This is a genomic window from Pseudomonas sp. Root329, assembly GCF_001424925.1.
GTDB lineage: Bacteria > Pseudomonadota > Gammaproteobacteria > Pseudomonadales > Pseudomonadaceae > Aquipseudomonas > Aquipseudomonas arabinosi.
This window is the reverse complement of the sequence record NZ_LMCV01000023.1, coordinates 126,043-152,501: the sequence shown is the minus strand read 5'-3', so window position 1 is coordinate 152,501 and position 26,459 is coordinate 126,043. Positions and strand designations below refer to the sequence as shown.

The following is a 26,459-nucleotide window of genomic DNA, read 5'->3' as shown; positions in this document are numbered from 1 at the left end:
GAACAATAACGAGGCCAAACGATGACCGATGTACGTACACCCGCTGCCGATAATCCTGCTGTAGACCTGACACGCGATAGCGAAATAACCCACAAGGGCTGGAGTAAACACGACACCACCTGGATGCTCGGCCTCTATGGCACTGCCATCGGTGCCGGCACGCTGTTCCTGCCGATCAACGCCGGCGTAGGCGGTTTCTGGCCGCTGCTGATCCTGGCAGTGCTAGCCTTCCCGATGACCTTCTTCGCCCACCGCGGCCTGACCCGCTTCGTGCTGTCCGGGCGCTCCGGGGACATCACCGAAGTGGTGGAAGAACACTTCGGCATCGGTGCCGGCAAGCTGATCACGCTGCTGTATTTCTTTGCGATCTTCCCGATTCTGCTGGTGTACAGCGTGGCGCTGACCAACACCTTGAGCAGCTTCATGGAGCATCAGTTGCACATCGCCCCGCCACCACGGGCGATTCTGTCGTTGGTGCTGATCCTCGGTCTGATGGCGATCGTCCGTTGCGGCCAGGGCGTCATCGTCAAATGCATGAGCGTGCTGGTTTACCCGTTTGTCGCGGCGTTGCTGCTGCTCGGTTTGAGCCTGATCCCGAACTGGAACGGCGCATTCTTCGCTACCGCCAGCGAAGGCATGGCCATGCCGCTGTTCTTTAAAACGCTGTGGCTGGCGATCCCGGTGATGGTGTTTTCGTTCAACCATTCGCCGATCATTTCCGCCTTCTCCGTCGACCAGAAACAGCGTTATGGCGAGCAGGCCGAACGCAAAAGCAGCGGCATCCTCGCCATCGCCCACGCGATGATGGTGGTGACGGTGATGTTCTTCTGCTTCAGCTGCGTGCTGGCCCTGTCCCCGGCTGATTTGGCGGCGGCGAAGGCGCAGAACATCTCGATCCTGTCGTACCTGGCCAACCACTTCCAGACGCCGGTCATCGCTTACGCCGCACCGCTGATTGCGCTGGTGGCGATCACCAAGTCGTTCCTCGGCCATTACATCGGCGCCAGCGAAGGCTTTCAGGGGCTGATCGTGAAAAGCCTGCGCGGCCGTGGCCGGGTGATGTCTGCCAGTTGGCTGAACCGCGTCACCGCGCTGTTCATGATCCTCAGCTGCTGGGCCGTGGCGACGTTCAACCCGAGCATCCTCGGCATGATCGAAACCCTCGGCGGGCCGATCATCGCGTGCCTGCTGTTCCTGATGCCGATGTACGCCATCCGCCGCGTGCCGGCCTTGCGCCAGTACTCGGGTCAGGCCTCGAACGTGTTCGTGGTGCTGATCGGATTGATTGCACTGTCTGCGATCATCTACTCATTCATGCCCTGAAACGGGCAGGCAAAAAGAAGGCGGGCCACTGTGCCCGCCTCTTTTTTGCCGTGTCTATTGTTCGACAATTTTTCCGGCATGCCCCTTGCTATGACACTCCAGAGGCAAAAGGACGTTTGAAACCTCAGCGAGCGATGTGCCGGTGGTCTGGTGTTGCGAACTAATCCCGATCACGGCGGGTCAACAACTGCACGTTCAATCAGGCGGTGACGCATCATGGACAACCCTTTTCAGCTCATTACCGATGCTTTTGCAGCGGATTATCAGATCAACCTGAGCATTCAGGGTCTGGATGGCAGCATCATGCTGACCCTGTCCAACAGCGGTCACGTGGTCGCCAAACGGATGATCAGCGCCGAACAACGCAATGACCCCCAGCGCCTCAAACGCCTGGTGCAAAGCATTCAATTCGGCATCGCCATCGAACAGGGCCACAGCGCCGTGGCCATCCTCGAAGCCATGACCAACGGCGACAATCACAACCTGCCGCCGCCACGCGTCAAGGGCCACAGCCGGCCAGCCATGAGGCTTTAAAGCTCGCCCTTCTCCACTTCGGGATGCTCACCGGAACCCGCACCGATCTTGCGTTGCGGGTGTTCGATCTTCACCGAAGGGAATTGCGACGAGGCGTAACGCACCACCAGAATCGAGAACGCCAGCAGCAGAATCCCGCCGCACAGGTAGATGATGCCGATGTCCGGCGGGTTGTGGTGCGAGACGTTGGAGATCAGCAGTCGCGTCAGCGCAGTGATCGCCACGTAGATCAGGAAACGCACCGGCATGTGGTTGGTCTTGAAGTAAATCCCGACCATCGCCCCCAGTTCCAAATAGATGAACAGCAGCAAGATGTCATCGATCTTGATGTGCCCCGCCTCGATCATCTGCAAAAACTCCATCACCGCCGCCCACGCGGTGACGGCACCGATGGCGAACAGCGCCAGGTAGTGGAAGGTCTCGACAAACAGGTTGCCCAGGGACTCGGCCAGTTGGTGCACGTTCTGCCGCAGGTTCTCGGCCCAGTTGATTTTCACGATGATTCTTCCTTAGCTCGGTTCGAGCGGATGATGCGGGTTTGACGTGACGGTTGTTCTGCATGCAGAAAAAAGGCCAGAGGCGCCTGCCACATGATGGCGAGGTGCTCTAAAACGCGCTCCGTGGCGTTTGGTCGCACCTGCACCTCACAAACCCTGATTTCGGTCTACATTAAAAAGCCACTACCCAAAGCGCAGGGATTCGCTTATCCTTTTCGCTGTATATAAATACAGTAGTCGAATAAGACAACTTAATGTGAAGGCATGTGAGGTGGTGAATGGCCGTCGAAGTGGTATACCGCAGCAGCCGAGATCTGGAGCGCTTGTTCATGGATAAAGCCGAAGCTGACCGTCATGACAAAATGCTCGAACTGGCCGAATTGCTGGCTGAAGTGTTGCAAAAAGCCGTTCCGTCCCTGACCGAACAGCAAGTGGAAGAAGCCGGGATCTACATGGCGAAGAACCGCGATGTATTCGCCAAGGCGTTCAAGAGCCAGCCGGACGCGTTGTCCGAATTGCTCAATGCGCCGGCTGAAGTCGTTGAAAAGGCTGCACCCGTTGAGGCACCTGCACCTGTTGAAGTCGCTGAGCCGACCAAGCCAGCTAAAGCGCCCAAGGCTGCCAAGTAAGCAACGCCCGAATTGAATAGGCCCTGAGTCAAATGACTCAGGGCCTTTTTCATGCCTGCGAAAAACCTATGCTTCGGGTTGCTCCAGCGCCTCGACCAGCGCCTTGAAGAAACGCGCCGCCTCGCCGCCCGTCACCACGCGATGATCGAAGGTCAGGGACAGCGGCAGGACCGGATGCACCACCACCGCGCCATCGACCGCCACCGGTTCGTCGCGGATTGCGCCAGCGGCGAGGATCGCCACTTGCGGCGGCACCACCACCGGGTTGGCGTAGCGGCCGAACAAGGTGCCGAAATTCGACAACGTCAGGGTTGCGCCCATCATTTCCCTGGGTGGAATCGATCGCGCCTGCACGTCGGCCCTTAATCGCATGACGCCTTCCTTCAAATCAGCCGAAGTGCGATGACCGACATCGCGCAGCACTGGCACGAACAGGCCGTCCGGGGTGTCCACGGCGATGCCCAGATCGAGCCGTTCGTGTTGTTTGAGCGACAGGCTTTTGCCGTCGAAGGCACTATTGAGCACCGGCTCCACGGCGCACGCGGCCGCCATCGCCTTGGCGAGACGAATCAGCGGTTCGCGTGCCTGCCCCCAGCGATGCAGGTCGGCGTCACCGAAAATAGTCACCGGTACCACTTCGGCATGAGACCGCGCCATGTTCAGCGCCATGCTGCGCCGCACACCCCGCAACCGTTCGCCGCCGAAGCGATCCAGTTCAGTTTGTGCCGCGTTTTCCACATCAGTGCGGGTGATCAGCCCCTCGTGGCCGGAGCCCGTCAACCCGCTCAACTCCACGCCGAGTTGCCGGGCCAGTTGTCGCACGGCCGGCGTGGCGCGAGTCGCCAGGTGTTCTCGAGTCGAGGGGGCAGCCCCGATGAAAAACGAGTCCTCCTGACTGCTGCCACCGCCTTCGAGCCGCCCCACTACGGTGCCCGCATCGGCTTCGCCTTCGTAGCCGAGCAAGGGTTCACCGACGTGAATAATGTCGCCCTCGCCGCCGTAGAGCTTCGCCACCACGCCGTCGTAGGGGGCGGGGATATCCACCAGCGCCTTGGCGGTTTCTACCGACACCAGCAGTTGATCGGCCCTGACGGTATCGCCGACCGCGACGTGCCAACGGACGATTTCCGCCTCCTGCAAACCCTCGCCCAGATCCGGCAGTTTGAAATATTTCATCGCAGCCTCCTTGGGTTCAGGCGAAGTGCAGAACGTTGTCGCAGGCCTGAAGAATGTCCTCGACGTTCGGCATGTACAGCGATTCCAGTCGATACAGCGGCGGTGGAATGTCCGGCGCAGTGACCCGCTGAATCGGTGCCTGCAATTCCAGCAACACCCGCTCATAGAGGCTCGCGGCGATTTCCGCACCGACGCCACAGGAGCGCGGCGCTTCATGAACGATCACGCAACGACCGGTCTTGCGCACCGAGGCTTCCATCGTGTCGAGGTCCAGCGGCTTGATACTTGCGACATCAATCACCTCCGCCGAGACGCCCCGCTCGGCCAATGCGGTGGCGGCTTGCAGGGTTTCCATCACGCTGGCGCCCCAGCTGATCAGCGTGATGTCGCTGCCTTCGCGCAGGGTGAAACAGCTGTCCAGCGGCAGGCGTTTACCGTCATCCAGCAGTGATTGCGGGTTCATGCGATAGAGCCGAGTCGGTTCTAGAAACACCACCGGGTCCGGGTCATCGATGGCCGCCAGCAACAAGCCATAGGCCCGGGCCGGCGATGACGGAATCACCACCCGCAGACCTGGAATGTGCGCGAACAATGCTTCAGTGCTTTCGCTGTGATGTTCCGGCGCACGAATCCCTGCGCCCATCGGCGTGCGCATCACCATCGGGCAGGTGATCCGCCCGCGTGTGCGATTGCGCATGCGGCTGGCGTGGGACACCAGGTGTTCCATGGCGGCGTAGATGAAACCCATGAACTGGATTTCCACCACCGGTTTCAGGCCCTGCGCGGCCATGCCGACCACCAGTCCGCCGAGCATGGTTTCGGCCAGCGGCGAGTCGATGACTCGCTTGAAGCCAAAGCTGTCGCGCAGCCCTTGGGTGGCGCGAAACACGCCGCCGTTCACCCCGACGTCTTCACCGAGGACGATGACGTTCTCGTCTTCGCTCATCGCCCGATGCAGCGCGAGATTCACCGCTTCCAGCAACGTGACTTTGCCGTTACTCATGGCTCGAATCTCCCGCGCGGCGCGCCGCCCGTTCGAGCAACTCTTCACGCTGCCCGGCGAGGGACGCCGGCCATTGGGCGTAGACGTAATCCATGACCGATTCGGGCGCCTGAATACCCGCCGCTTCGAAGTTATCCACAGCACGCTGCACCAGGCCCTGGCATTCGCTGATCAGCGCCTGTTCGCGGCCTTCGTCCCACACGCCCTGGCCGACCATGAAACGTTGCAGGCGTTTAACCGGTTCTTCGAGCCAGGCTTGCTTGACCTCGTCTGCCGGTCGGTAGCGTGTGGCATCGTCGGCGGTGGTGTGGTCGCCGAGGCGATAGCTCAGGCATTCCAGCAACACCGGGCCTTTACCGTGACGCGCCCGCTCGAGGGCCACTTGCACTCGGTCGTAAACCGCGAGCATGTCATTGCCGTCGACCTGCTCACCGTGGAACCCGGCACCGATCGCTTTCTGTGCCAGCGTCGGGGCGGCGCACTGAATTCGCCGTGGCACCGAGATCGCCCATTGGTTGTTATTGACCACGAACACCACCGGCAACTGCCAGGCACCGGCGACGTTGAGGGCTTCGAGGAAATCGCCTTTGCTGGTGGCGCCGTCGCCGCAGGTGGTGACGGCGACCCGATGTTCGCCGCGGATTTTGAACGCACTGGCAACGCCGCAGGCATGCAAGGCCTGGGTGGCAATCGGCACACAGATCGGAAAGTCCTGGGCCGCCGCCGGTTCGGCAAAGTCGCTGCCGCGCTCGTCGCCGCCCCAGTACAGGAGAATTTCTTCCATGCGCACCCCACGCATCAACTGCACGGCGGTGTCACGGTAATACGGAATCAGCACGTCTTCGGCGTGCATCACGCTGCCGACGGCGACGCCAATGGCTTCCTGGCCCAACGTCGGCGCATAAGTGCCGATGCGCCCGGTGCGTTGCAGGGCGACGGCTTTCTGATCGAAAAGGCGGGTCAGGACCATCTGCCGATAAAGGCGCGTCAGCAAATTGAAATCGTCGGCCCAGGCAGGAAGATCGCCGAGCAATTGGCCGTCAGGGGATAAAAATCGGGTGTAAGGCAGCTCAACCTTGTGAGGCATCACAGGGGCTCCTGGCACGCCGCGTCAGCGTGCGTCAGTCAAGCCTGACGCTTGTGGCGCCAGGCCTTGGGAGCAAGTCTGCCGGATAGGCCCTCACTCCTTCATCGGTACAGCACTTTCTCCGCCAGTTCGTCCGCCACTCGGGCCGGCGAGCGTTTTTCCGCTTGGGCATGGGCGAAGACTTCGGTCAGCCGGGAGCTGATTTTCGACAGGTGCGCGGTGATGGTCGATAGCTCTTCGCCGCGGTGTTTGAGCGAAACGTAGATCAGCCCGCCGGAATTGATCACGTAATCCGGCGCATACAGAATGCCCCGCCGTTCCAGTTGATCAGCGACTTCCAGATGGGTCAGTTGGTTATTTGCCGAGCCGGCCACCGCCGCACAGCGCAATTGCGTCACGCTGTGGCTGTTGAGCACGCCACCGAGGCCGCAGGGCGCAAGAATGTCGCATGGGGTGCTGAGCAGCGCGTCGTTGGCGATCGGATGGGCGCCGAGTTGCTCCATCGCCAATTGCACTTTGCCGTGATCGATGTCACTGACAAGCAGCTCGGCACCGGCGGCGTGCAGTTGTTCCGCGAGGGCATAGCCAACGTTGCCGAGCCCTTGAATCGCCACTCGCAGGCCTTCGAGGTTATCGCTGCCCAGCCGGGCCATGGCGGTGGCACGAATACCGGTGAACACGCCCATCGCTGCGTGCGGTGCAGGGTCGCCCGCCGAGGTGGTGCTGGTGACGTGCTGGGTCTGTTGGGCGATGCAATCCATGTCCGCCACGGAGGTGCCACTGTCGATGGCTGTGATGTAGCGGCCGTCGAGCTGATTGATGCAACGCCCGAAGGCTTCGAATAGCGCGGCGCGGTTTTCCACATGAACCGGGCGAACAATCACCGCAACGCCGCCGCCCTGAGCCAGGCCGGCCAACGCGGCCTTGTAACTCATGCCTTGGGCAAGGCGCACCGCATCCTCGACGGCTGATTCGTCGCTGGGATAGGCAAGGTAACGACACCCGCCCAGGGCAGGCCCCAGACGGCTGTTATGAATGGCAATGACCGCCTTCAACCCGGTGACCGAGTCGACGCTCAGATGCAGCGATTCAAGGCGAGTGCTTTGCATGAGAGCGAACATCGTAGGGCTCCCGAATTGCTTCTTGTAGTCGCCAGTATAGGCTTGCGCCCGAAAATTGCAGAAGCGCACCGGAATAAGCGCCGCCGCCATGCAGACTTTCGGACATAACCTGCAACCGCCTATGTTCGGCACTGGACGAATGGCGGAGACGGGGCTAAAACGAGGCATTACCCGGAGATTTTGATGACCCCCCGCCAACGTTTTTTCGACTGTCTGCAACGTTCACCGCCCGCGCTGTTCGAGGCGGCGCTGTGGATTGCCGCCGAACACGACAGTGAGGTCAATCCCGAGGCGGTGCTAAACGATTTCAAGGACCTGCAACAGCGGGTCAGTTGTGGCTTGCCAATGTTGCCGGTCAGCGAGTTGGCCCAGCCGTTGTTACGGCGTATGAATGACCTGGGATTCGCTCAGGACGACTCCACGCCATTGCGTCCGCAAGTCGCGCTGGTCAATAAAGTGCTGGAACGCAGACGTGGGCAGCCGCTGAGTCTGGGATTGGTTGCCCTGGAACTGGCCAAAGGTCTGGAAATCCCCATGGTTGGCGTCAACTTCCCCGGGCATTTCCTGCTGCGGGTACCCGGCGCCGATCACCTGCTCGACCCATGCGGCGGGCGTCGGTTGTACCCCAACGATTGCCGGGAGTTGCTGCAACGCCAGTACGGCCCGAACATGAAGCTCGGCGCCGAACATTTGCTCACCGCCGAGCCGGTGCAAATGCTGCAGCGGCTGTCGCGCAACCTGCGTCAGTTACACCTTTCCAACGATGACTACATCGGCGCCCTGATCGACGCCGAACGAGTGCTGGAACTGGGCAACGCCAGCGCCTCCGACTACCTGGCCCGGGCCAGCCTCTATCAACGACTGGATTGCCCGAACGCCGAGCGCTTTGACCTGGAGCATGCACTGCTGCTCAGTGACGACCCGATCCAGCGGATTCGCCTGACTGAGCGACTAGGGCACCTGCCGCCTAACTCAATCGTCCACTAACCACACATCCCCTTGTGGGAGCGGGCTTGCTCGCGAAGAGGGTGTGTCAGCTACATTGATGTCGACTGACACACCCTCTTCGCGAGCAAGCCCGCTCCCACATTGGTTCGGTGTGAGGCTTTATGGTGTGTCTGGCTGATTCGCCGGATGCGCCTTGATAAACGCCGGATGCGTCGCCGCCAACGCCGCCACTCGACGAATCCGCGGATACGCCTCAAGTGAAATGCTGAAGCGCTCGGCCGCGTACAGCTGCGGGATCAGGTAAACATCCGCCAGCCCAGGCGTCGGACCAAAGCAATAACTCTCATCGCCGATCAACTGCTCCACCGTCGCCAATCCTTGGCTGATCCAGTGCCCGATCCACTCCACCACTTGCGGTTCATCGTGCCCCAACTGCCGCAGCTTGTTGAGCACGCTGACGTTGTGCAGCGGATGCACGTCGCAACCAATCACCGCCGCCACACCCCGCTCATGGGCGCGAGCCGCGAAGTCTTTGGAGAGCAGCGGCACCTGTGGATAACGCTCTTCCAGGTATTCGATGATCGCCGGCGACTGGATCAACAACTCACCTTCGTCAGTACGCAAGGCCGGTACTCGGCCTTGCGGATTGATGCTCAGATACGGCGGCTGTCGATGTTCGCCACCTGGCGGTGCGATCAGATTGATCGGCAGCGCCCGGTAATCCAGGCCCTTGAGCGCCAACGCAATGCGCACCCGAAAAGACGAAGTCGAACGGTAGTAGGTATAGAGTTCCATGACCCGATCCTCTTAGCGCGCCGGCAACACTTTGCCACTGCATTCGCCGAAGCCGATGGAGGCAAAACCGTCACGGCTGCAACGTGCGCGCAGGATGATTTCGTCGCCGTCCTCAAGAAATTTCCGTACCTCACCCGACGCCAGTTCGATCGGCTTTTTACCGCCCTCAGTGATTTCCAGCAGGCTGCCGAACTGACCGTTCTCAGGCCCCGACAAGGTGCCCGAACCGAACAGGTCGCCGGCCTGCAACTGGCAGCCGTTGACGCTGTGGTGCGCGACCATTTGCGCCACGGTCCAGTACATATGTTTGGTGTTGCTGAGGGTCAGGCGATGGGCCGGCAGTTTTTGCTCGCGCAGGCCTTCGGTGAGCAGCAGCACTTCCAGTTCGATGTCGAAACCGCCAGCGGCTTGATCGCGCTTGTCGAACAGGTACGGCAGCGGCTGCGGATCGCCTTCCGGACGTGCCGGCTGAGCACGACGGAACGGCTCCAGCGCTTCAGCAGTCACCACCCATGGCGAGATGCTGGTGATAAAGCTTTTCGACAGGAATGGTCCCAGCGGCTGGTATTCCCAAGCCTGGATGTCGCGCGCCGACCAGTCGTTGAGCAGGCAGAAACCGGCAATGTGATCGGCGGCGTCACCGATGGCGATCGAGTCGCCCATCTCGTTGCCCTGACCGATCCAGATGCCCAGCTCCAGTTCGTAATCCAGACGTGCGCATGGGCCAAACGTTGGCTCGGTCTGACCGGCCGGCAGGGTCTGGCCTTTCGGACGGCGAACATCGGTGCCCGACGGGCGAATGGTCGAGGCGCGGCCGTGATAACCGATCGGCACGTACTTGTAGTTCGGCAGCAACGGGTTGTCTGGACGGAACAGTTTGCCGACGTTCTGCGCGTGCTCGATGCCAACGTAGAAATCGGTGTAATCGTTGATTTTCGCTGGCAGGTGCATCTCGCAATTCGCCGCCAGTGGCAGCAGTTTTGCGCCTTGGGCTTCGATCTTGCCGTGCAGGGTGCTGCCTTCTTTGAACAATTCCAGCAGGCGTTCGCGCAGGGCAACGCGAGCGTCACGACCCAGTTCGAAGAACGCGTTCAACTGGCCGCCACGGGTGGCTTCAACTGCAGTTTTTGCGACGCCATCGAACAAGCCAGCGTCCAGTGCAGCTTCCAGATCAAAGATATGTTCGCCAATGGCCACGCCACTGCGCGGTGCCGAACCCTTCACGCTGAACACGCCCAGCGGCAGGTTTTGCAGAGGAAAATCAGCATGGCCGTTGGCGGAGGCAACCCAGCTACGAGTGATGGAAGTCTGAGTCATGGGTTATCTCCGGGTCGGGTCGAAAGTGGCGGGCAGCGTGGCCCAGCAGGCATCGTAGTTGTTTTGCAGTTGCGGGCAATCCAGGGCGAAACGGCTCGGGCGCAGCACCTGGCTGGTCTCGAACATGAAGGCCATGGTGTTGTCGATTTTCGCTGGCGCGAGTTCGGCGTTGATCGCCTTGGTGCAGGTTTCACCATCCGGCCCGTGGGCGCTCATGCAACTGTGCAAGGACGCACCGCCGGGCACAAAGCCTTCGGCCTTGGCGTCGTACTCGCCCTTGATCAGGCCCATGAATTCGTTCATCAGGTTGCGATGGAACCACGGTGGCCGGAAGGTTTTCTCGGCCACCATCCAACGTGGCGGGAAGATCACGAAGTCCAGATTGGCCAGACCATGCACGCTGGTTGGCGACGTCAGGACGGTAAAGATCGACGGATCCGGATGATCGAAACTGACCGTGCCGATGGTGTTGAAACGACGCAGGTCATATTTGTACGGCACGTTATTGCCGTGCCAGGCGACCACGTTCAGCGGCGAATGATCGAGCTCGCAGCCCCACAACTGGCCGAGAAATTTCTGCACCAGGGTGGTCGGTTGTTTGAGGTTCTCGTAATGAGCGACCGAGGTCAGGAAGTCCCGGGCATTGGCCAGGCCGTTGCTGCCGATCGGCCCGAGGTCCGGCAGGCGCAGCGGCGCGCCGTGGTTTTCGGCAATGTAGCCGCGGGCCTGCGGGTCGAGCAGTTCGACGCGGAATTTCAGACCGCGCGGCAGCACGGCGATTTCCAGTGGCTCCAGTTCAAGCACGCCCAATTCGGTCGAAATGCGCAAGCGTCCCAGCTCGGGCACCAGCAACAGTTCGCCGTCAGCGTTGAAAAATACGCGCTCCATGGAGCGGTTGGCGCGGTAACTGTAGATGCTGATTCCGGCCGGTTTTTCCGCGCCCGAGTTGGCGGCCATGCTCACCAGCCCGTCGATGAAATCGGTTGGCTCGGTCGGGATGTCCAACGGATTCCAGCGCAGGCGGTTGGGGGTCACTTCACCCAATGGGCCGCCGGCCAGTTGCCGATCCAGTTTGACGAACGCAGGGTGATTGGCCGACGGTTGAATGCGGTACATCCAGGTGCGCCGCGCTTCACTGCGAGCCATGGTGAACGCCGTGCCGGAGAACAATTCGGTATAGAGACCGTAAGGCGCTTTTTGCGGGGAATTCTGGCCGACGGGCAGTGCGCCGGGCAACGCTTCACTGCTGAATTCGTTGCCGAAGCCGGACTGATAAGCCAGCTCGGGCGCCGTTGAATCGAGGTTCATGGAGCCTCCTGAACAGGGAGTAGGCATGGCCCGTTGCTCCATTGAAGAGGTCTCGGCACGCCTGGGTTATTTTTATCGTAATTCGATTACGATTAACGTAATTTGATTGGTATTGACCGTCAAGCTATAAAGACGCCCATTCGTCCCGGGATCAGACCGCCTCCATGGAAACGCCGCGCAGCAACGATAAACAGAAAGTCCGCTCGGCCGAGGTCGGCACCGACATCCTCAAGGCCTTGGCCGAGTTATCGCCATCGACTTCACTGTCGCGCCTGGCTGAACACGTGCAAATGCCGGCGAGCAAGGTTCACCGCTATTTACAGGCGCTGATTGCCAGCGGTTTTGCTGAACAGAATGCTGCTACCAACCACTACGGTCTGGGCCGCGAAGCCTTGCGCGTTGGTCTCGCCGCACTCAACAGTATGGACGTGCTGAAAGTCGGCGCCCTGCCCTTGGCCGAGTTGCGTGACGATCTGAATGAAACCTGCTTTATAGCAGTGTGGGGCAATCAGGGTGCGACCGTGGTGCACATCGAACCGGCGGTGCGCGCGGTGACGGTGGTGACTCAACTGGGTTCGGTGTTGCCGTTGCTCAGCTCTTCAACAGGGCTGGTGTTCGGCGCCTATCTGCCGAAGCGTGAAACCGTCGATTTGCGCGAGCAGGAACTGCACAGCAGCGCTTCACATGCGCTGGCGGACGATCAAGCCTATGCGGCGTTGTGCGAACAGATCCGCGAACGCGGTCTGCACCATGTGCATGGTTTGCTGATGCCGGGCGTGGACGCCTTGTCGGCACCGGTGTTCAACGCGGTCGGACAGGTCGCGGCGGTGATGACCATCGTCGGCCCGACCTCGTTGTTCCATGCCGATGAAAACGGCCCGGCGGCGCAGCGATTGCTGGCGGCGACGCGGGCCGTGAGCTGGCGAATGGGGTTTGAGCCCGCCAGCTCGATTTGAGATTCCGCTGACGGCATAGCTGCCAGGCGAATGTTAACTGCCCGTCAAATCACTATGGTTTTACTAGTACTGACGTCAGGTTCGTCGAGTACTTGCTGGAAGATCTCAAGCAGACGCTCGTGACCGAGTGTCTGCCCCATCGCCGTGGACATCAGCCCCACCACGGTATTGGCATCACCCACCAGTTGAATGAGCGTCTTCTGCGCCTTGGTCACGCTCTCAACTCCCTGCCCCACCCCAGACAGACCGACCAGCCCGATCAGGGCATCCTTGACATGGGTAAACGCGGCCTCGTAGTCACCGTAGTAGTGAGCCTTGATGCCGTCGTAGATGTTTTTAGCGACTTCGATCGCCGTTACCGCGAGGCCAACGGGAGGAATGACGATACTGATAACAGTGGCCGCCAACTTCAGGTTTTCGTAAACCAGGCCTCCGATAATTTCGGCAAGACTGGTAGTTTGGGTGTCCACGTCCTCGATAACCCGCCTGACGTGAATTCCGTAGGACATTCGCAAATCCCTGACGCGAGTATTGATCAGAGGCTTCGGTGGCGCTACGGTATCAAGATTCGCATCAAGCTCATCGAAATAATCGTTAATGACCTTCTTATTGAGAAAGCTTATCCGCTTGATGTAGTAATCCCTGAACGGCCCCTGGCGATCTCGAATAGACCCCACAAACTTAGTTACGCTACGAAATGCGACATGATCCGGTGCATGCGGAGTGTAAATAAAGTCTTCAACCCCCTTGCTTGTGACGGCTCGAAAAATATAAACACCCTCAACTTTACGGACACTCTTCAACGTAAAATAGTAAACACTTTCAGTATTGACAACGGGCTCCGAACCGCGGTACCTCTCAGGAGTTCTCAATCCGACAATGATGCGTTCCAAGCTATTCAACTGTTCATCATCCAAACCAGCCTCAAAATATTGGGAGAGTAACGCCTGATACATCTCACCCTGCAATTTTTTAAAGTTTACCTCTTGCTTAAACGTATACAGTGGATCACTTGACGGCAAATAATCAGACGTTAACAACTCAATATATTTCTCACCCGGACGAAGTGTTTTCGACCAACCGGAAATATCCCGGATCGACAATTTATCCAGTGACGGGTGAGCCGTTGACCAGTGGAATCGCGGATAGTCCCGAGGATCCGGGCGCGGACTGTTGTTGGCGTCAAAACTACGCTCACTGATAATCAGTTGCGACAGGGTCATATCCTCTTGAGGACTGATCTGTACATAAACAAGATCCGGATCTACATCGATAGCGCTCCCTCGTTCTCGAAGTACCTGTTCTACCCGCTGTTTAATAAGTTTGCGAGCGAAGACCTCAAAGGATGGGAATCCGGTGTCACGGAACTCGACCGTATACAGCGCCTTGAGTTCTGTATTGAGCCGAGCGTACGTCTGACGCAGGGATTGCGGGACACGTCGATAATTCAGAGGTGCCACCAAATTTATTTCTGCGAATGCCCGCTGGTAATCCTCCTGCACCAAGCCGGCCAGCGGTTCATTCGGGCTGCGACTCAGTACCACCGCAGCGACACGAATTGTAGCCAGGTTCCACGGCCGCTCCCTCGCCTGCTCTAACCATTTACCGATGGTTGGCAGGTCATTGGGGTTAATCAGCGACGCAGCATAAACAGAATCACCGCTCATCCAGAGTTTGAGTTGATCTGCAAATTCAGAAAAGCTGCCGAAACGCAGAAACTCATAGTGACCATGAGAGTTTCTCAGAAAAACCTGCTGCGGCCCCAGCGCACCCTGACTTCCATGGAACACCAGCACGTCCTTCAACGGTTGAGTGGAACCCGCAATACTCACAACATTGATCAATACTGCCGAGTCGCCGGCCATTGCCCGATTGACGAGATTGAAATCCTCGCTGCTGAAGCGACCGGACTGTTGAGCAACCCATGAGGCAAACTTCATCTGACTGAACATTTTATTGTTCAACGCGTCGCGGTAAGGCTGAGGCGGGTTGGCCGGCTGAGCATTCACAAAGCTTGCTCGCACATCAACATCTTGCAACCAGTTCTCGAGCTTCGCGATGGTCAGACCGAAGGCCTCGCCGCCCTCAAGCACCAACCGGGCGCGATGATCGGAATCATGCAAGCCAATCGTCACGAACTCGGTCAAGGTGTAGCTGTCCTCTTGACGGATAGTCCGTCCACCGACCTTGAACTCATAGACACTGCGCACCCGAATGCTCTCGGAATCCAATTCGATACCTAGAGCACTCCGGGTCCAATCGGCAACTTGCCGTCGGGTATACTCCCGTAAAGAAAAATACCCATTGAATGTGGCGTTAAAGTCAGACTCGTACTTGACCATCGAGTACTCAAGTTCCGAATAGCGCTCCTGTACGGACTCAGGTGCTGCCTTCAACCAGTTGGGCCACTCAGTGCGTTTAACAGCGGCTTGCAATGCTTCAAAACTCACCCGCCAATGGTGTCGAAGTGCGCCAAGTTGCTGAGTATTTTCCAGAGACGCGAAGAGTCCCGCGACGCTGTAATCGCTTTTCCCCAACAGCTTCGACACTTCATCTTTCTGGTGTTTGATATGCGAACCGGCGCAATACTGAAACGCACTTTCCTGCAGGCGTGGGTAAGAAATACCGCCCCCGGATATCGACAGACGACTGCACAACGCTGCATGTACGTCATTGCTGCTCAGGAAAAACTCGAACCCTCGGTCGGGGGTATACAGCACGCACGTGTAATGATCATTGTTCAGTAACAGCTCAGCGTCACCCAAACCTGACATGTCCACGACAAATCCCGAGGGAAGGCGAACAGGGAACTGGCCCACATTATTAATCACCACTTGATACAGTGACCCGCCATGACCCGACAGTAAAATATCTGCAACCCGCTCGCCGTGATGAGGCTCAAGCCGCCCACCGATAACGCTCAAGGAAAGCTCCGCCATCAGCGTCTTTGCTATCGATTGCTGCAGAACATCCTTGTGGGTAGATGAAGGGTTTCCATCGACTTGCCCACTGGCCGCAGCCTTCCAATACTGGTCAAGACTATTGCGATGCTTCCAGCTCAGATCTTGGCGGGCATTCTCGAGAAGGCGCTCAACCTGATAGATATCCAGCCCAGGAACTTTGAATTGGCTGTCGGTCGTGTTCGGGCGGTCATACACACCATCAGAACCGATCACGTAGTTGGGAGACAGATTACGTGACAAACATTCCAGATGTACCTCCCACAACGAGCCGGTCGGTCGGCTTTCAAGCCCTTGGGCATAGCTGCCTCTGTTTACAAAAACCTTATCCAGCTCAAGGTCCGGGTTATGTTCCCGAAGTTTTTCAACCAATCGATTTCGCGCCATGTCCTTGAACGAAGGAATCGCCTTCAGCACCGCCAACAGTTGTTGACCTACCAAGTTAGCCTTCTTAAATTCAGTTGCACTATCGACGCGTTGGCGCAGGGTATCGAGCATCAGGCTCGTGAACATCTTGTTCAATTGATTCATCCTTTATTTCGAGCTAAGCGGTAAATAATTTTTATTTACTCTGGAACTTGAACCCAACTCTAAAAGAATAATCCTCAATCGAACATACGATGTTTATTTCAATAAATTTAACACCGCACTCACACCCCTTATTTCACCTAACACAACTTCAACAACTTAGCCCTGGCCACCGCTTGCGTTCTACGCTCAACACCTAACTTCCCATGAATACGACGCGCATGGGTTTTTACCGTATGAACGGAAATATAAAGTTGCTCGGCAATCTGTTGATTGGAATTACCCTGCGCAATCAAAGTGAGCACTTCAAGTTCCCGTCGACTCAGAGGGCCCTCCGCAATCACCGCCTCAGCCTTTTCCCTGGGATCTACCAGCCCCGCACAACTGTACAAATCGGGCTGGCGCAAACTCAATTCACGCAGCGCCAACTGTAAATGACCGCGCTCCGCCAACTCCTGGCCCCGCTGCAGGGCACTTTGCGCCCGCGCACTATCGCCGGTGAGCCAGGCCACTTGAGCGATCATCAGTTGCAGTTCTGTTTCCAGGTTCAACATGCCGCGTTCGTGCGCAACGACCAGCGCCCCGTGAAGCTGCGCCAAAGGTTCGATCGCCACGTGCAATTGGGTATCGGCCAGGACCAGCAAGTATTCGATTCGCGCAATAAGCTCCAGGGTCGCCGGCGGTGCCTGCCGAGCATTCGACCCGCGATAGTGGCGCAACACGCGGGTCAGGGCCTCGTGTGCCAGTTCCGGACGGCCTTGTTGCAACCAGAGCTGGCTGCTGACTTGCAGCAGAACGCCGCGGTAGACCGTGTCTGGAATGTGCCGTTGTTGCATCAGCCGCTCGGCATCGCGCAACCGGACGAACGCCTGGGCGTAATCGCCCTGGTTCGCAGCCAATTGGGCCTGACCCAGAAATCCATACAACACGCGCTTGTCGTGGTTGCGCAAGCAATCGTCCAGGCCCGCCTGAAAGAACTCGGCAGCGCGCTCGTCTGCGCCCATACACAAGGCCAACCGCCCTCGCCGCAACGCAATCCGCCCCAACAAAGGTGCAGGTCGGTCCGAACGCTGGCGGAGCAATTCATCGATGTCGCAAAGCAGACTTTCGGCACGAGCCGGGGCGCCGCGCTGCTCCAGCCATTGCGCATGATCGAGCTCCATCAGGCCCTCGAACACCAGCGAACCTTGCGCCCGCGCCAGGCACAGCGCCTCGCGGTTGTGGGCTTGCGCCACGTCGAGTTCGCCCCTTAGCAATGCCTGTTGCGTCAAACCGGACAAACACATCAGGCGCGCCGTCCAGCATTCGGGATCGAGCGCGCTCAACGCGTCAAGAAAGTGTGCGCGCGAAGCCTCCATTCGTCCCTGTAAATGCAGCAACCAACCCTGCAGGGCCTGCCAACGTGCAATCAGTTGACGCTGAAGCACCGCCGACGGTTGAGGCGTGAAATGCGCCAAATGAGCGATACAGGCAGTCGCCTGTTCGAAACGTCCGGCGAACAACAGCGCAGCTGTAATCAATCCGACCAATTGCGGGCTGCCCAGCGTCAGTTCCTCGCCTTGCTGCTCATGCAAACGCAACAACAGCACCACCGTTTGTTCCTCGAACAAATGCTCGAAACTGAAGTGCTGCAACAGGCTGACCGCCACTTCGTATTCCTCGGCGAGCAATGCCTGTTCGAAGCCCGATTTCCAGTCCTGTTCGGTACAGAACCATTGGCAGGCACGCCGATGCCAGGAGCGTCCCGCCGGCCATTGCTCATCGCGCAACAACTGCGTGAACGGTGTGAATATCTGCAGCCAATCGGTGGAGTCCCTCCAAGGTTCGATAAAACAGCCCAGCACTTGCAAGGTCCGCAAGTACTGAGCGCCCTCTCCGGCCCCGAACAGGTGATCGCACAGCCGGGCATTGAAGCGGGGCAAGTGGGCCAGCACGCGCCAGGCCTCGCTCAACTCAGGCGTCAGCGAGCTGAACAACTCATGCTCCAGGTAATCGAGCAAGGTGTCCGCCCGTCCCAGGGGTTTGTCCTGACGCGACCAGTCGCACTTGTGCAGCAATGCAATCCGCACACCGGCACACCAGCCGCCGGTGCGCTGGATGATCCGACTGGCCACCTTGCTGGCCTGCTCCGGTACCCAGGGCTGCAATATCTGCTCGACTTCACCTGGCGTGAAAGCCAGCGAAGTGCTTTCGCACTCGTACAACTCATCGTCGAGCAGCAACCTTGGCCAGTTGCAGGGCGGCCGGCGGCGAGCACCCAGCCACCAGGTCAACATCGGGCTGCTAAGCGCCAGCATGCGATCCAGTAGCAAGTCCAACTCGGGGTTCGGGACGCGGCAATAGTCATCGAGAAACAGCCAGGTTGGCGTCTGCAATCGTGACAGATACCCCAGCAATTCGGATTCACCTGAAGTAGCCAGCCCCAGCGTCTCTGCCAGACGATGACGAAAATCCATCGCGCTCAACACCGCGCCAGACAATGGCAACCAATGCACCCGACACTGGGTTGGTGCCTGCAACAGGCATTCGGCGAGCAGCGCTGTCTTGCCACTGCCGGCCGGCGCGCAAAGTAATTTCACCCGGGCCGTGGAGGTCAGTAACGGCTCGGTCAAGCGAGCCCGTGACTGGTGATGAGTGGACAGACGGGGCAGGAATCCAGAACGGTCCAGACACGGGATCATGGCGGTCATTGCGGCGTGCCTTTTTATAATTGTCCGGCAACCCTAGCCCTCTCTAACCCGCTTGTTGAGAAGTATTCAGCACGCTGATTGGCAGCCATAAAAAAGGCGACCACCCGGTCGCCTTTTGTACTGCCAATGTATCAAAACCCTTACCGAACGCCCTCGGCGCGCAAGGCCGATGGGGTGTAGTCGGCAGCCTTGGCTTCGAAGCCGAATTCGAAACTGTGCTTCTCTTCGTTCTTCATTCCCAGGGCAATGTATCGGCCGGCAATGATGTCGTAGAGCGCTTCGAGGGTGTAGGCCGGAGTCTGGTGATCGTAGTAGTACTGAGCGTGACCCTCCGCCACCCGCCACAGCTGACCGCGACCGTCGTAATGGTCTGCCAGCGCCACTTGCCAGCTGTCTTCGTCGAGGTACATGTGGCGTTTGGCGTAGATGTGCCGCTCGCTCGGCTTGACCGTACCGATAATTTCCCAGACCCGGTGCAACTCATAACGGGTCAGGTCCTGGTTGATGTGCCCGGCCTTGACGATGTCGTCGTACTTGAGGCTCGGCGAATCGAGTTTGTAGCTGTTGTAAGGGATGTACATTTCCTTCTTGCCGACCAGTTTCCAGTCGTAGCGATCCGGTGCGCCGGAGAACATGTCGAAGTTGTCGGACGTGCGCAGGCCGTCAGCGGCAGTACCCGGCCCGTCATAAGCCACTTGCGGTGCGCGACGCACACGGCGCTGGCCGGCGTTGTAGATCCACGCCAGACGCGGCTCTTTCACCTGATCGAGGGTTTCGTGCACCAGCAGCACGTTACCCGCCAGACGTGCAGGTGCCGTCACCGATTGCTTGAAGAAGGTCAGCACGTTGGCGGCTTTTTCCGGGTCCAGTTCCTTCATCAATTGTGGTACGGCGATCTCTTCCTCGAAGCGGATCGGCGTGTAGCTGCCGTTCGTTTGCGGGGTCACCTGAGTGATGATGCGGCGCAGGTTACCGCCGTGATAGCGGGTGATGTGGTTCCACAGCACCTCGACGCCGGTCTTCGGAATCGGGAAGGCGTAGTAGCGGTTGCCGGTGAAGTTGGCCAGGCCGTTACCGTCGTTGATGCTGTTCACGTTCAGTGCGCTGCGCTTGGCCGACTCGTAAATCTCCGGGGGTACGGCCACGGTGCGGTGGGTCGGGTACACCGGGATCTTGTAGGTTTCCGGGTAGCGCTTGAACATCGCCACCTGACCTTCCGACAACTTGTCTTTGTACTTGTCGACCGTCGCGGCGGTGATGATAAACAGTGGTTTCTCGCTGGCGAACGGGTCAGCCAGGAAGCCTTTGCTGTCCACAGCGCCGGCGTTTTTCGGGATGCCGCCGGTCCAGGCCGGGATCGAGCCATCGGCGTTGCCGGCCTTCTCGGCACCCAGCGGCGTGAGGCTGGTGCCAAGCTTGTTGGCTTCTTCCGGCGAGACCGCCGCCATCACGTTGGCAGCCAGCAGACTCAAGGCCAGGGCGCCGCATTGCAGAATCATCTTGCGCATTAAAATCATCCTTCTCAGCCAGATCAGAAGTTCACGCCGAAGCTCAGCGCCAGGAAGTCGCGGTCTTCCAGGGTGTTGTAGTCACCGCCGAAGAAATCGGTGTAACTGAGGCTCGCGGTATAGGTGTTGCGGTAGTCGGCATCGACGCCGACGCTGACGGCCTTGGCGCCTTCGTTGAACAGCCCGTTGGGGCCGTAGCCGGCGACGTCGTGGGACCAGGACAGGTTGGGCTTGAGGTTGATCCCGCCGATGACGTTGGCGTAATCGAGGATCGCCCGGGCGCGGTAGCCCCAAGAGGTCGAGGTGACGAAGCCGTCGGTATCGCCGCCAAAACCGTACTGACCATAGACCGAGTCACGGCCGTAACGCAGTTTGGTTCGCGATTCCAGGCCACCGACGTGTACCACCGCCGCTTCGCCCACCAGGGTCAGCCGTTGGGCACCCAACACTTGGTCAAAGAAGTGCGTCAGGGTGCTCTGGACCTGCGTCACTTCCTTGCGGCGGTAGCCTTTGTTGTCGGCACCTGGCGTGGTCGCGATAGGCGATGCGGCGCCGCCTGCGATCGGGTTGAGCAAAGCCAGGGTCAGGTCGTTGGTGTTGACTTGCACCGGAGCGTTGGGGCGATAGCTGATCTCGCCGGTCCACGCCGTGCCGGTAGGCAAGGTGGTGGAAAAGCTCGCACCGTAGAGACGGATGTCTTCCGGGTACTCAAGGTAATACTGGCCGCGTCCGAGCATCACACTCTGAGCCAGTGCCGACCCGGTACCGGGCGCGATTCTGTTGGCGGCACCGACGATGGCCGGGATCCGTGCCAGCGTTGTCAGGCCGGCAGTGGTGGTGCCGACCGTCGGGCTGCGGCTGTGATAGTTCATGAAGTACAGACCGTACTCGGTGTCGTCGCCGAGCCAGCGCAGCGCCGTCCCCCACTGCCCGGAGTCGCGGGCATCGCGGTCACCACCGCGCGGTACGATCACACCTTCCTGACTGACTTCGAAGCCTTGGCCAAACGCTGCAGCGATCGGTTGCAACGGTGCAATCGCCGGGCTGGCAACCGTGTAATTCTTGTTGCAGCCGTCAGCCACCACGTCGTTGCCGAAGAAGGTGCCGCAGTTGTCGACGACGGTCTGGTCCCACTCCAGTTGATAGAAACCTTCCACCGAGAGTTGGTCGGTCAGGCTTTGGGAGGCGAACAGCATGTTCACCGGAATCAGGCCTTCCTTGATTTCGGCGCCAGGACGGCGGAACGCTGAAACGTCGATCGGGTTGATGCTGTTGATCGAGTTGCCGATGAAGGTACTTTCACCCCAACTGACCACCTGCTTGCCGGCGCGCACAGTGCCCGGCAGCTCGGCGATGGAATAGTTGTGATAGACGAAGGCGTCGAGCAGCTGCGCCCCGGAGGACTTGGCACCTTCTTTACGACCGCTGTCACTGATCGGTTTGAATTCGCGGTCCTCGTCCTTGAGTTCGAAGTCATACCAGTACTTGCCACGCACGAACACCCCGGTGTCGCCGTACTTCAGTTCGAGGTCATGAATACCCTTGAAGATCTTGGAGAAGGTTTCGCCCTTTTTGAAATTCAGCCGCCCGTCATCCCCGGTCGAAGACTGGCCGGTCCCGCCATTGACGATGCCCACCAGGGATTTGTCGGCATCGCGCATGCCCCAGCTCGCGCCGACGGACAGCGAAGAATCAAAAGTCCCCTCGATTTCCCCGATGTTGAATGAAACAGCCTGCGCCTGGGCGCAGCAACCCAAGGCAACCGCAGCGGCGAGCGCTTGCGGCGTGAAGATGGCGCGCATTGTTGTTTTTGTCATGCGTCTTCCCCGGTGAGTGACAGAAGGCCCCACCCTACTGCCGCACGTTGGGAGCGATAAGCGCACCAAGGAGGTATTCGCGATGTACCTCCAAAGGATGAATCCCCGCATGGGACGGCGTTTTGCGCGGGTTATGGATGGGCTGGATGGGGGGTTATCAACGCAGCGCATGGCGTGTGGGCGGGGCTTGTTGCCACTGTTACTCATGCTGCAACAGTTCATGTCACGAATCGCTATTTTTCCTTTTGGCTCAAGACCTTATTCTTGCCGGGCTTTCACGGCAAACGGCCGGAAAGCACGAAGCAATGGCGGTGGCCAGTCCACGCCATTAGCGACAGATTTCAGATGAATTGAAGATTTTCGACTCATCGCCCCGTGTTCACTGACGTTGATTTATTGCTCCTTGATCAATCGTCTTACTTTGGCCGCTGCGTTTGCAGCGGCCTTTTTTATGGGCGATGGTTTTGTGGTGCCAGCCCGTTTTACTAGATGTTTAAAACAAGTCCTACAAGACATTTCCTGTAACTGCATAAGAAACATCTTCTTACTCAGAGGACAATCTCGCCTGTATTCCCGCCTTATCGAAACGCCTCTCAAGTTTATGTGCAAAAGCCCACACACCTCTCAGACCCATTACTTTTCGATTGGCTGTAACTTGAAATGGCACGATAAAACTGTTGGCAGTGCATACACGCCAACAAAACTTACATCTTAAACAGCGCGCAAATTCAAAAGGATATGAATATGCAAAAACCACCAAAACCACCACAGGGAAATAACTCGAGGCTAGGTTTTCTCGAAATAACCACACCTATACATACAGTAGGCGTCGCACCCGATCATTTTATACCCCCGCCTAGAAGTGGAACTCGTTTGCAAGCAGGCCCATTTGGGCCCGGTGTTTCGACTTACAATCAAAATCGAGGCACCGTAATAAATACGACCAAGGCGCTGGAGCAGGAATATCAGACCAGTTCCAGCGAACTACCGCAAACCATAGAGGCAGAACTGGCAGCGACCCGACATGAAGGTCCAACGGATCCAGTTCCACCTTTGCAATCCGTCGTCCGGGAATTAGGGGTACTGAATAAACTCACACAACGTAAGACCGCAGAGTTCCACAGTAAAACAGCCACTGCCAATATGTTTTATGGAGGTGATCCATTTAACCGGCATATCAATGAATTCATGATCAAAGCCACGAAGATGGAGAAGTGGCCGGGACCGAATGGCATTGCCATGCAGGCCTTGAATCAATCACTCAGAGCCGCGATCGATGCCAGATTACTGTCTCAAACCCTGCAGTCGCTCCACCAGCGAACAGTCAATCTTCAACACACCCTCAGTGCCATGCAGGCCGCTGAACAGGCGCGATTAGCAGCGGAACGGGAAGCCCAACGTATTGCCGCTGAAGAGGCGCGCATACAGGCGGAAGCTAACGCTTATGTTGAGGCTCAAGCTAAATCTAAAGCTCAGCTTCAGGCGGCTCTGGTTCAGCATGAGGCTCAAGAAAGGGCACGAATTGCAGCATTGAATACAGCTCTGGCTGAGGCTGAAGCCAAGGCAGAAGCAGCCGCACAGCATTTCGCAGCCGAGCAGGCTCGTCTCCAAGCTGACATGGAACAGCGAATCGAGCAGATACAAAAGCAACTGCAAACAGAAAGACAGAGTCTGGAGACTCGCAGGAAAGTCATTGATACAGCTACCGCCGTGGCTCGACGCCAATCTCAACTGGCGAATCTGAAAATACAGCAGCAAAAGGAAAAGCAGGCGCAAGAGCGCGAGCGGCAACAGGCTCGTCTGGCGGCAGAGGCCGAGACCCAACGACAACTCGAGCAAGCACGCCTTCTGACGCAATGGCGCGAGGAAACAGAGGCTCGGTGGCAAAGCCCCTCGTTTGCCAATGTCGGTTCACTGGCGGCATTCGGCCCAACGTTTACCGGCACACTCGGAACTGTCGGCATTAGTCCAGCGACGTCCTTGGCGCTCAGGACCGCGTTACGAGCAGCGGTATCCGCGGCTGTCGCAGCACTCGCGTCAGTAGCAGCGCCGGTCCTGGTCGGGTTCGCCGCTCTATTGGCTCCCTCCAGGCTGGGTAACGGTGATCTTTTCTCTGTCAGTGTTCCGCTGTCAGAACTCGCTCCTGATTCAACTGCCGACCTGTATGAACTGGCAGCCGTCGGAGGGGAGATCGACCTGCCAGTGAGACTCGGCTCGAGGACGATAGGCAACGAGGTAGAGATCGTTGTTGTGACCACTGACGGAGTGACAGTACCCGCGAGTGTGCCGGTGAGGTTTGCTCACTTTGACGTGCGCAAGAATGTTTACGTATCCGGCAGCACCGTCTCCAACGGCCCCGTCATCACCTGGACGCCGTTGGTAGAACCGCAGAATCCTTCAACGGAATTTCCGCTGATCGACACTGACCTGCCGATCTATGAAGGCGCTACCGTCACCCCCGACGCGGGACGGATCGATCCGTTTCCAGAGCTGGATCGCTACGGATTTGGTGGCTTTATCACCGTCTTTCCGATCGAGTCCGGGATCCCTCCGACGTTCACGATGTTCAGGGATCGGCGGCAGGATCCCGGTGTTGCCAGCGGTAGCGGACAGTCGGTTTCAGGAAGCTGGGTGGGTGCGGCCTCAACGGGAGAAGGAGCGCCGATTCCTATTCAGATTGCGGATAAATTTCGAGGGAGAGAGTTTTCGAGTTTTAAAGCGTTTCGTAGGGCATTTTGGAAAGCTATGGGCGACGATGAACTGTTGAGCGACCAATTTACGAAGTTAAGGCAAATAGATATGAAAAACCGACTTGCTCCTGCTGCACCTCCTCAGGACCAAGTGGGGAGTCGAAAAAAATATGAAATCCACCATATCAATCCCATCGGAGCAGGCGGTGAGGTCTATGACATGGACAACCTTCGAGTGATGACGCCGAAACTGCACATCAGCACTCACTCCAATACAAAAGGAGAATGAAATGAATCTTCGTAGCACACTGGAAGAATACACAGAAGACGAATACTTAGACCTCATAGAGTGTTTATTCGATGGCAATTACTCATCCGAAGCCGAGCATGATGCAATTGTAGAAAACATTGTACTTACGTCCGAACACCCCGACGGCACAGGCATTTTATATGACCCTAGAGAGGGTGTTGAAGACAGTCCAAACGGTGTAATAAACGCGATCAAACAATGGCGATCGACCAACGGAAAGCCGGGATTCAAAACTGAAGTAAAGTAATGAATACATAGAAGCAAGCATTCGTGCTTGCTTCTCACACCACCCACTCACAGACAATACTTATTTAAACCTGTGAGTGGCTGTCTACAACCTACACATTTCTCGGAAAACGACTACATAGTTATGTAATCACGTGAAGCGCCCTCGCGATTAAGGTTAAAAACAAGTCAGCCGTTCTTTTGTACGCCGACTCTAACCTAATTAATTGCGAGCAATATTTCCATGAAACCCATTGACTACAACAAGTACCGCACCACTAAAAGCTTCAACACCCGCGTACGCTTTCTGATTTTCCACTACACAGCTGGCAACTTCTCCAGTTCGGTCAATGCACTGACCGGCCCTAATGTCAGCGCCCACTACCTGGTTCCCGACATCACCGATCCAAGCTACTTGAAAGCAGGCTATACCAGGCAGGAAGTGTTCAGTCTCGTCGACGAAACCAAGCGCGCATGGCACGCGGGCGTCAGTACCTGGGGCAACCAAAGCAGTCTGAACGACACGTCTATTGGCGTTGAAATCGTCAACCTTGCAACGTTTAGCCAAGGGGTTTTCAACTTTCCGCCGTATCAGCCAGAACAAATTGCCGCCATTGAAGAGTTGGCGCTGAACATCCTTGAACGTTACCCGGATATCAGCCCGACCCTTGTTCTGGGGCACTCGGATATTGCGGTCGGCCGCAAGAGTGACCCAGGGCCGAAATTCCCCTGGCATGCCCTTTACTTGAAAGGCGTGGGTGCCTGGTTCGACGGTGCCACCCGAGACATCTATCTGCAGCAATATTGCGAGACCGGCATTCCAGCCCGAAGCGAATTGCTCAAACTGTTCAAGACTTACGGGTATGACGTTTCCGGCGCGTCAACCGAACAAGGCTTCACACACCTGGTTCGGGCCTTTCAGCTGCATTTTCGCCCGGAAACGTACGACGGGATCATGGATGCGCAAACGGCCGCGAATCTGGCAGCATTGGTTCACAAGTATTTTCCTTGAAGACCGCTGCAAACCAGACTTCAGT

Annotated in this window: 19 protein-coding genes and 1 pseudogene; 8 read left to right on the top strand and 12 right to left on the bottom strand. The window is 58.0% G+C overall.

From position 1 onward, the window contains the following. The first annotated feature begins 21 nt into the window (after positions 1-21). A complete protein-coding gene (locus ASC74_RS18625; protein WP_056743050.1) occupies positions 22-1,323 on the top strand; it encodes a serine/threonine transporter in 1,302 nt (433 codons plus the stop codon). 216 nt (positions 1,324-1,539) lie between these two features. After that, positions 1,540-1,857, top strand: a complete 318-nt coding sequence (locus ASC74_RS18620; RefSeq protein WP_056743048.1) for a DUF3509 domain-containing protein — start codon at positions 1,540-1,542, stop codon at positions 1,855-1,857. On the opposite strand, the gene ASC74_RS18615 is transcribed toward ASC74_RS18620, so the two are convergent. Next, positions 1,854-2,354, bottom strand: coding sequence for a phosphate-starvation-inducible protein PsiE (locus ASC74_RS18615; RefSeq protein ID WP_008150634.1), 501 nt, complete (start codon positions 2,352-2,354; stop codon positions 1,854-1,856). The genes ASC74_RS18620 and ASC74_RS18615 overlap by 4 nt on opposite strands. A gap of 278 nt (positions 2,355-2,632) precedes the next feature. Between ASC74_RS18615 and ASC74_RS18610 the strand changes: the two are divergent. Next, positions 2,633-2,887: pseudogene (locus tag ASC74_RS18610) on the top strand (YebG family protein); the annotation flags it as partial. Positions 2,888-3,049: 162 nt separating this feature from the next. Here ASC74_RS18610 and ASC74_RS18605 read toward each other — a convergent pair. From ASC74_RS18605 to ASC74_RS18590, 4 genes are all read right to left on the bottom strand, one after another. Beyond that, on the bottom strand, positions 3,050-4,159 hold the full coding sequence (locus ASC74_RS18605; RefSeq protein WP_056743046.1) for a dihydrolipoamide acetyltransferase family protein: 1,110 nt from the start codon (positions 4,157-4,159) through the stop codon (positions 3,050-3,052). A gap of 16 nt (positions 4,160-4,175) precedes the next feature. Then, positions 4,176-5,162, bottom strand: coding sequence for an alpha-ketoacid dehydrogenase subunit beta (locus tag ASC74_RS18600; protein ID WP_056743043.1), 987 nt, complete (start codon positions 5,160-5,162; stop codon positions 4,176-4,178). Continuing rightward, the gene (gene pdhA / locus ASC74_RS18595) at positions 5,155-6,249 is read right to left on the bottom strand and encodes a pyruvate dehydrogenase (acetyl-transferring) E1 component subunit alpha (protein ID WP_056743041.1); all 1,095 of its coding nucleotides are present in this window, start codon (positions 6,247-6,249) and stop codon (positions 5,155-5,157) included. Before pdhA ends, ASC74_RS18600 begins: the two co-directional genes overlap by 8 nt. Positions 6,250-6,350: 101 nt before the next feature. Then, positions 6,351-7,370 carry a Glu/Leu/Phe/Val dehydrogenase family protein gene (locus ASC74_RS18590; protein WP_056743244.1) on the bottom strand — a complete coding sequence of 340 codons (1,020 nt, stop codon included), beginning with the start codon at positions 7,368-7,370 and terminating at the stop codon, positions 6,351-6,353. Between the two features lie 183 nt (positions 7,371-7,553). Here ASC74_RS18590 and ASC74_RS18585 point away from each other — a divergent pair, with 183 nt between their 5' ends. Continuing rightward, positions 7,554-8,357, top strand: coding sequence for a SirB1 family protein (locus ASC74_RS18585; RefSeq protein ID WP_056743038.1), 804 nt, complete (start codon positions 7,554-7,556; stop codon positions 8,355-8,357). A 120-nt stretch (positions 8,358-8,477) separates the two neighbouring features. Here the strand turns inward: ASC74_RS18585 and maiA are convergent, their stop codons facing one another. The 3 genes from maiA to hmgA are packed head-to-tail and all read right to left on the bottom strand — an operon-like array spanning position 8,478 to position 11,738. Further along, a complete protein-coding gene (gene maiA, locus ASC74_RS18580; protein ID WP_056743037.1) occupies positions 8,478-9,113 on the bottom strand; it encodes a maleylacetoacetate isomerase in 636 nt (211 codons plus the stop codon). Between the two features lie 12 nt (positions 9,114-9,125). Continuing rightward, a complete protein-coding gene (fahA, locus tag ASC74_RS18575; protein ID WP_056743035.1) occupies positions 9,126-10,430 on the bottom strand; it encodes a fumarylacetoacetase in 1,305 nt (434 codons plus the stop codon). Positions 10,431-10,433: 3 nt separating this feature from the next. Then, entirely contained in the window at positions 10,434-11,738 is a 1,305-nt protein-coding gene (gene hmgA / locus ASC74_RS18570; protein WP_056743032.1) for a homogentisate 1,2-dioxygenase, read from the bottom strand. 164 nt (positions 11,739-11,902) lie between these two features. Here hmgA and ASC74_RS18565 point away from each other — a divergent pair, with 164 nt between their 5' ends. After that, entirely contained in the window at positions 11,903-12,694 is a 792-nt protein-coding gene (locus tag ASC74_RS18565; protein WP_056743030.1) for an IclR family transcriptional regulator, read from the top strand. A gap of 44 nt (positions 12,695-12,738) precedes the next feature. On the opposite strand, the gene ASC74_RS18560 is transcribed toward ASC74_RS18565, so the two are convergent. From ASC74_RS18560 to ASC74_RS18545, 4 genes are all read right to left on the bottom strand, one after another. Beyond that, positions 12,739-16,167 (bottom strand): dermonecrotic toxin domain-containing protein, encoded by a 3,429-nt coding sequence (locus tag ASC74_RS18560; RefSeq protein WP_330219785.1) that lies wholly within the window; start codon positions 16,165-16,167, stop codon positions 12,739-12,741. A gap of 155 nt (positions 16,168-16,322) precedes the next feature. Next, positions 16,323-18,872 carry a LuxR C-terminal-related transcriptional regulator gene (locus ASC74_RS18555; protein ID WP_056743026.1) on the bottom strand — a complete coding sequence of 850 codons (2,550 nt, stop codon included), beginning with the start codon at positions 18,870-18,872 and terminating at the stop codon, positions 16,323-16,325. Between the two features lie 140 nt (positions 18,873-19,012). Then, a complete protein-coding gene (locus tag ASC74_RS18550) occupies positions 19,013-20,380 on the bottom strand; it encodes a DUF1329 domain-containing protein (protein ID WP_056743024.1) in 1,368 nt (455 codons plus the stop codon). A gap of 23 nt (positions 20,381-20,403) precedes the next feature. Continuing rightward, positions 20,404-22,197 carry a DUF1302 domain-containing protein gene (locus ASC74_RS18545; RefSeq protein WP_046045901.1) on the bottom strand — a complete coding sequence of 598 codons (1,794 nt, stop codon included), beginning with the start codon at positions 22,195-22,197 and terminating at the stop codon, positions 20,404-20,406. A gap of 744 nt (positions 22,198-22,941) precedes the next feature. Between ASC74_RS18545 and ASC74_RS18540 the strand changes: the two genes are divergently transcribed. From ASC74_RS18540 to ASC74_RS18530, 3 genes are all read left to right on the top strand, one after another. After that, positions 22,942-25,176: an S-type pyocin domain-containing protein gene (locus tag ASC74_RS18540; protein WP_056743022.1), complete on the top strand. Its 2,235-nt coding sequence runs from the start codon at positions 22,942-22,944 to the stop codon at positions 25,174-25,176. Between the two features lies 1 nt (position 25,177). Beyond that, positions 25,178-25,444: a bacteriocin immunity protein gene (locus ASC74_RS18535; RefSeq protein ID WP_056743020.1), complete on the top strand. Its 267-nt coding sequence runs from the start codon at positions 25,178-25,180 to the stop codon at positions 25,442-25,444. Between the two features lie 222 nt (positions 25,445-25,666). Further along, positions 25,667-26,434, top strand: a complete 768-nt coding sequence (locus ASC74_RS18530) for an N-acetylmuramoyl-L-alanine amidase (RefSeq protein ID WP_056743019.1) — start codon at positions 25,667-25,669, stop codon at positions 26,432-26,434. Positions 26,435-26,459: the final 25 nt, after the last annotated feature.

Bases quoted from the DNA above. Each gene is read 5' to 3' on its own strand.
- ASC74_RS18550 (WP_056743024.1), bottom strand. From the start codon at position 20,380: ATGCGCAAGATGATTCTGCAATGCGGCGCCCTGGCCTTGAGTCTGCTG.
- ASC74_RS18590 (WP_056743244.1), bottom strand. From the start codon at position 7,370: ATGTTCGCTCTCATGCAAAGCACTCGCCTTGAATCGCTGCATCTGAGC.
- ASC74_RS18625 (WP_056743050.1), top strand. From the start codon at position 22: ATGACCGATGTACGTACACCCGCTGCCGATAATCCTGCTGTAGACCTG.
- ASC74_RS18540 (WP_056743022.1), top strand. From the start codon at position 22,942: ATGCAAAAACCACCAAAACCACCACAGGGAAATAACTCGAGGCTAGGT.
- maiA (WP_056743037.1), bottom strand. From the start codon at position 9,113: ATGGAACTCTATACCTACTACCGTTCGACTTCGTCTTTTCGGGTGCGC.
- ASC74_RS18555 (WP_056743026.1), bottom strand. From the start codon at position 18,872: ATGACCGCCATGATCCCGTGTCTGGACCGTTCTGGATTCCTGCCCCGT.
- ASC74_RS18600 (WP_056743043.1), bottom strand. From the start codon at position 5,162: ATGAGTAACGGCAAAGTCACGTTGCTGGAAGCGGTGAATCTCGCGCTG.
- hmgA (WP_056743032.1), bottom strand. From the start codon at position 11,738: ATGAACCTCGATTCAACGGCGCCCGAGCTGGCTTATCAGTCCGGCTTC.
- ASC74_RS18585 (WP_056743038.1), top strand. From the start codon at position 7,554: ATGACCCCCCGCCAACGTTTTTTCGACTGTCTGCAACGTTCACCGCCC.
- ASC74_RS18530 (WP_056743019.1), top strand. From the start codon at position 25,667: ATGAAACCCATTGACTACAACAAGTACCGCACCACTAAAAGCTTCAAC.
- ASC74_RS18605 (WP_056743046.1), bottom strand. From the start codon at position 4,159: ATGAAATATTTCAAACTGCCGGATCTGGGCGAGGGTTTGCAGGAGGCG.
- pdhA (WP_056743041.1), bottom strand. From the start codon at position 6,249: ATGCCTCACAAGGTTGAGCTGCCTTACACCCGATTTTTATCCCCTGAC.
- ASC74_RS18535 (WP_056743020.1), top strand. From the start codon at position 25,178: ATGAATCTTCGTAGCACACTGGAAGAATACACAGAAGACGAATACTTA.
- ASC74_RS18620 (WP_056743048.1), top strand. From the start codon at position 1,540: ATGGACAACCCTTTTCAGCTCATTACCGATGCTTTTGCAGCGGATTAT.
- fahA (WP_056743035.1), bottom strand. From the start codon at position 10,430: ATGACTCAGACTTCCATCACTCGTAGCTGGGTTGCCTCCGCCAACGGC.
- ASC74_RS18560 (WP_330219785.1), bottom strand. From the start codon at position 16,167: ATGTTCACGAGCCTGATGCTCGATACCCTGCGCCAACGCGTCGATAGT.
- ASC74_RS18565 (WP_056743030.1), top strand. From the start codon at position 11,903: ATGGAAACGCCGCGCAGCAACGATAAACAGAAAGTCCGCTCGGCCGAG.
- ASC74_RS18545 (WP_046045901.1), bottom strand. From the start codon at position 22,197: ATGACAAAAACAACAATGCGCGCCATCTTCACGCCGCAAGCGCTCGCC.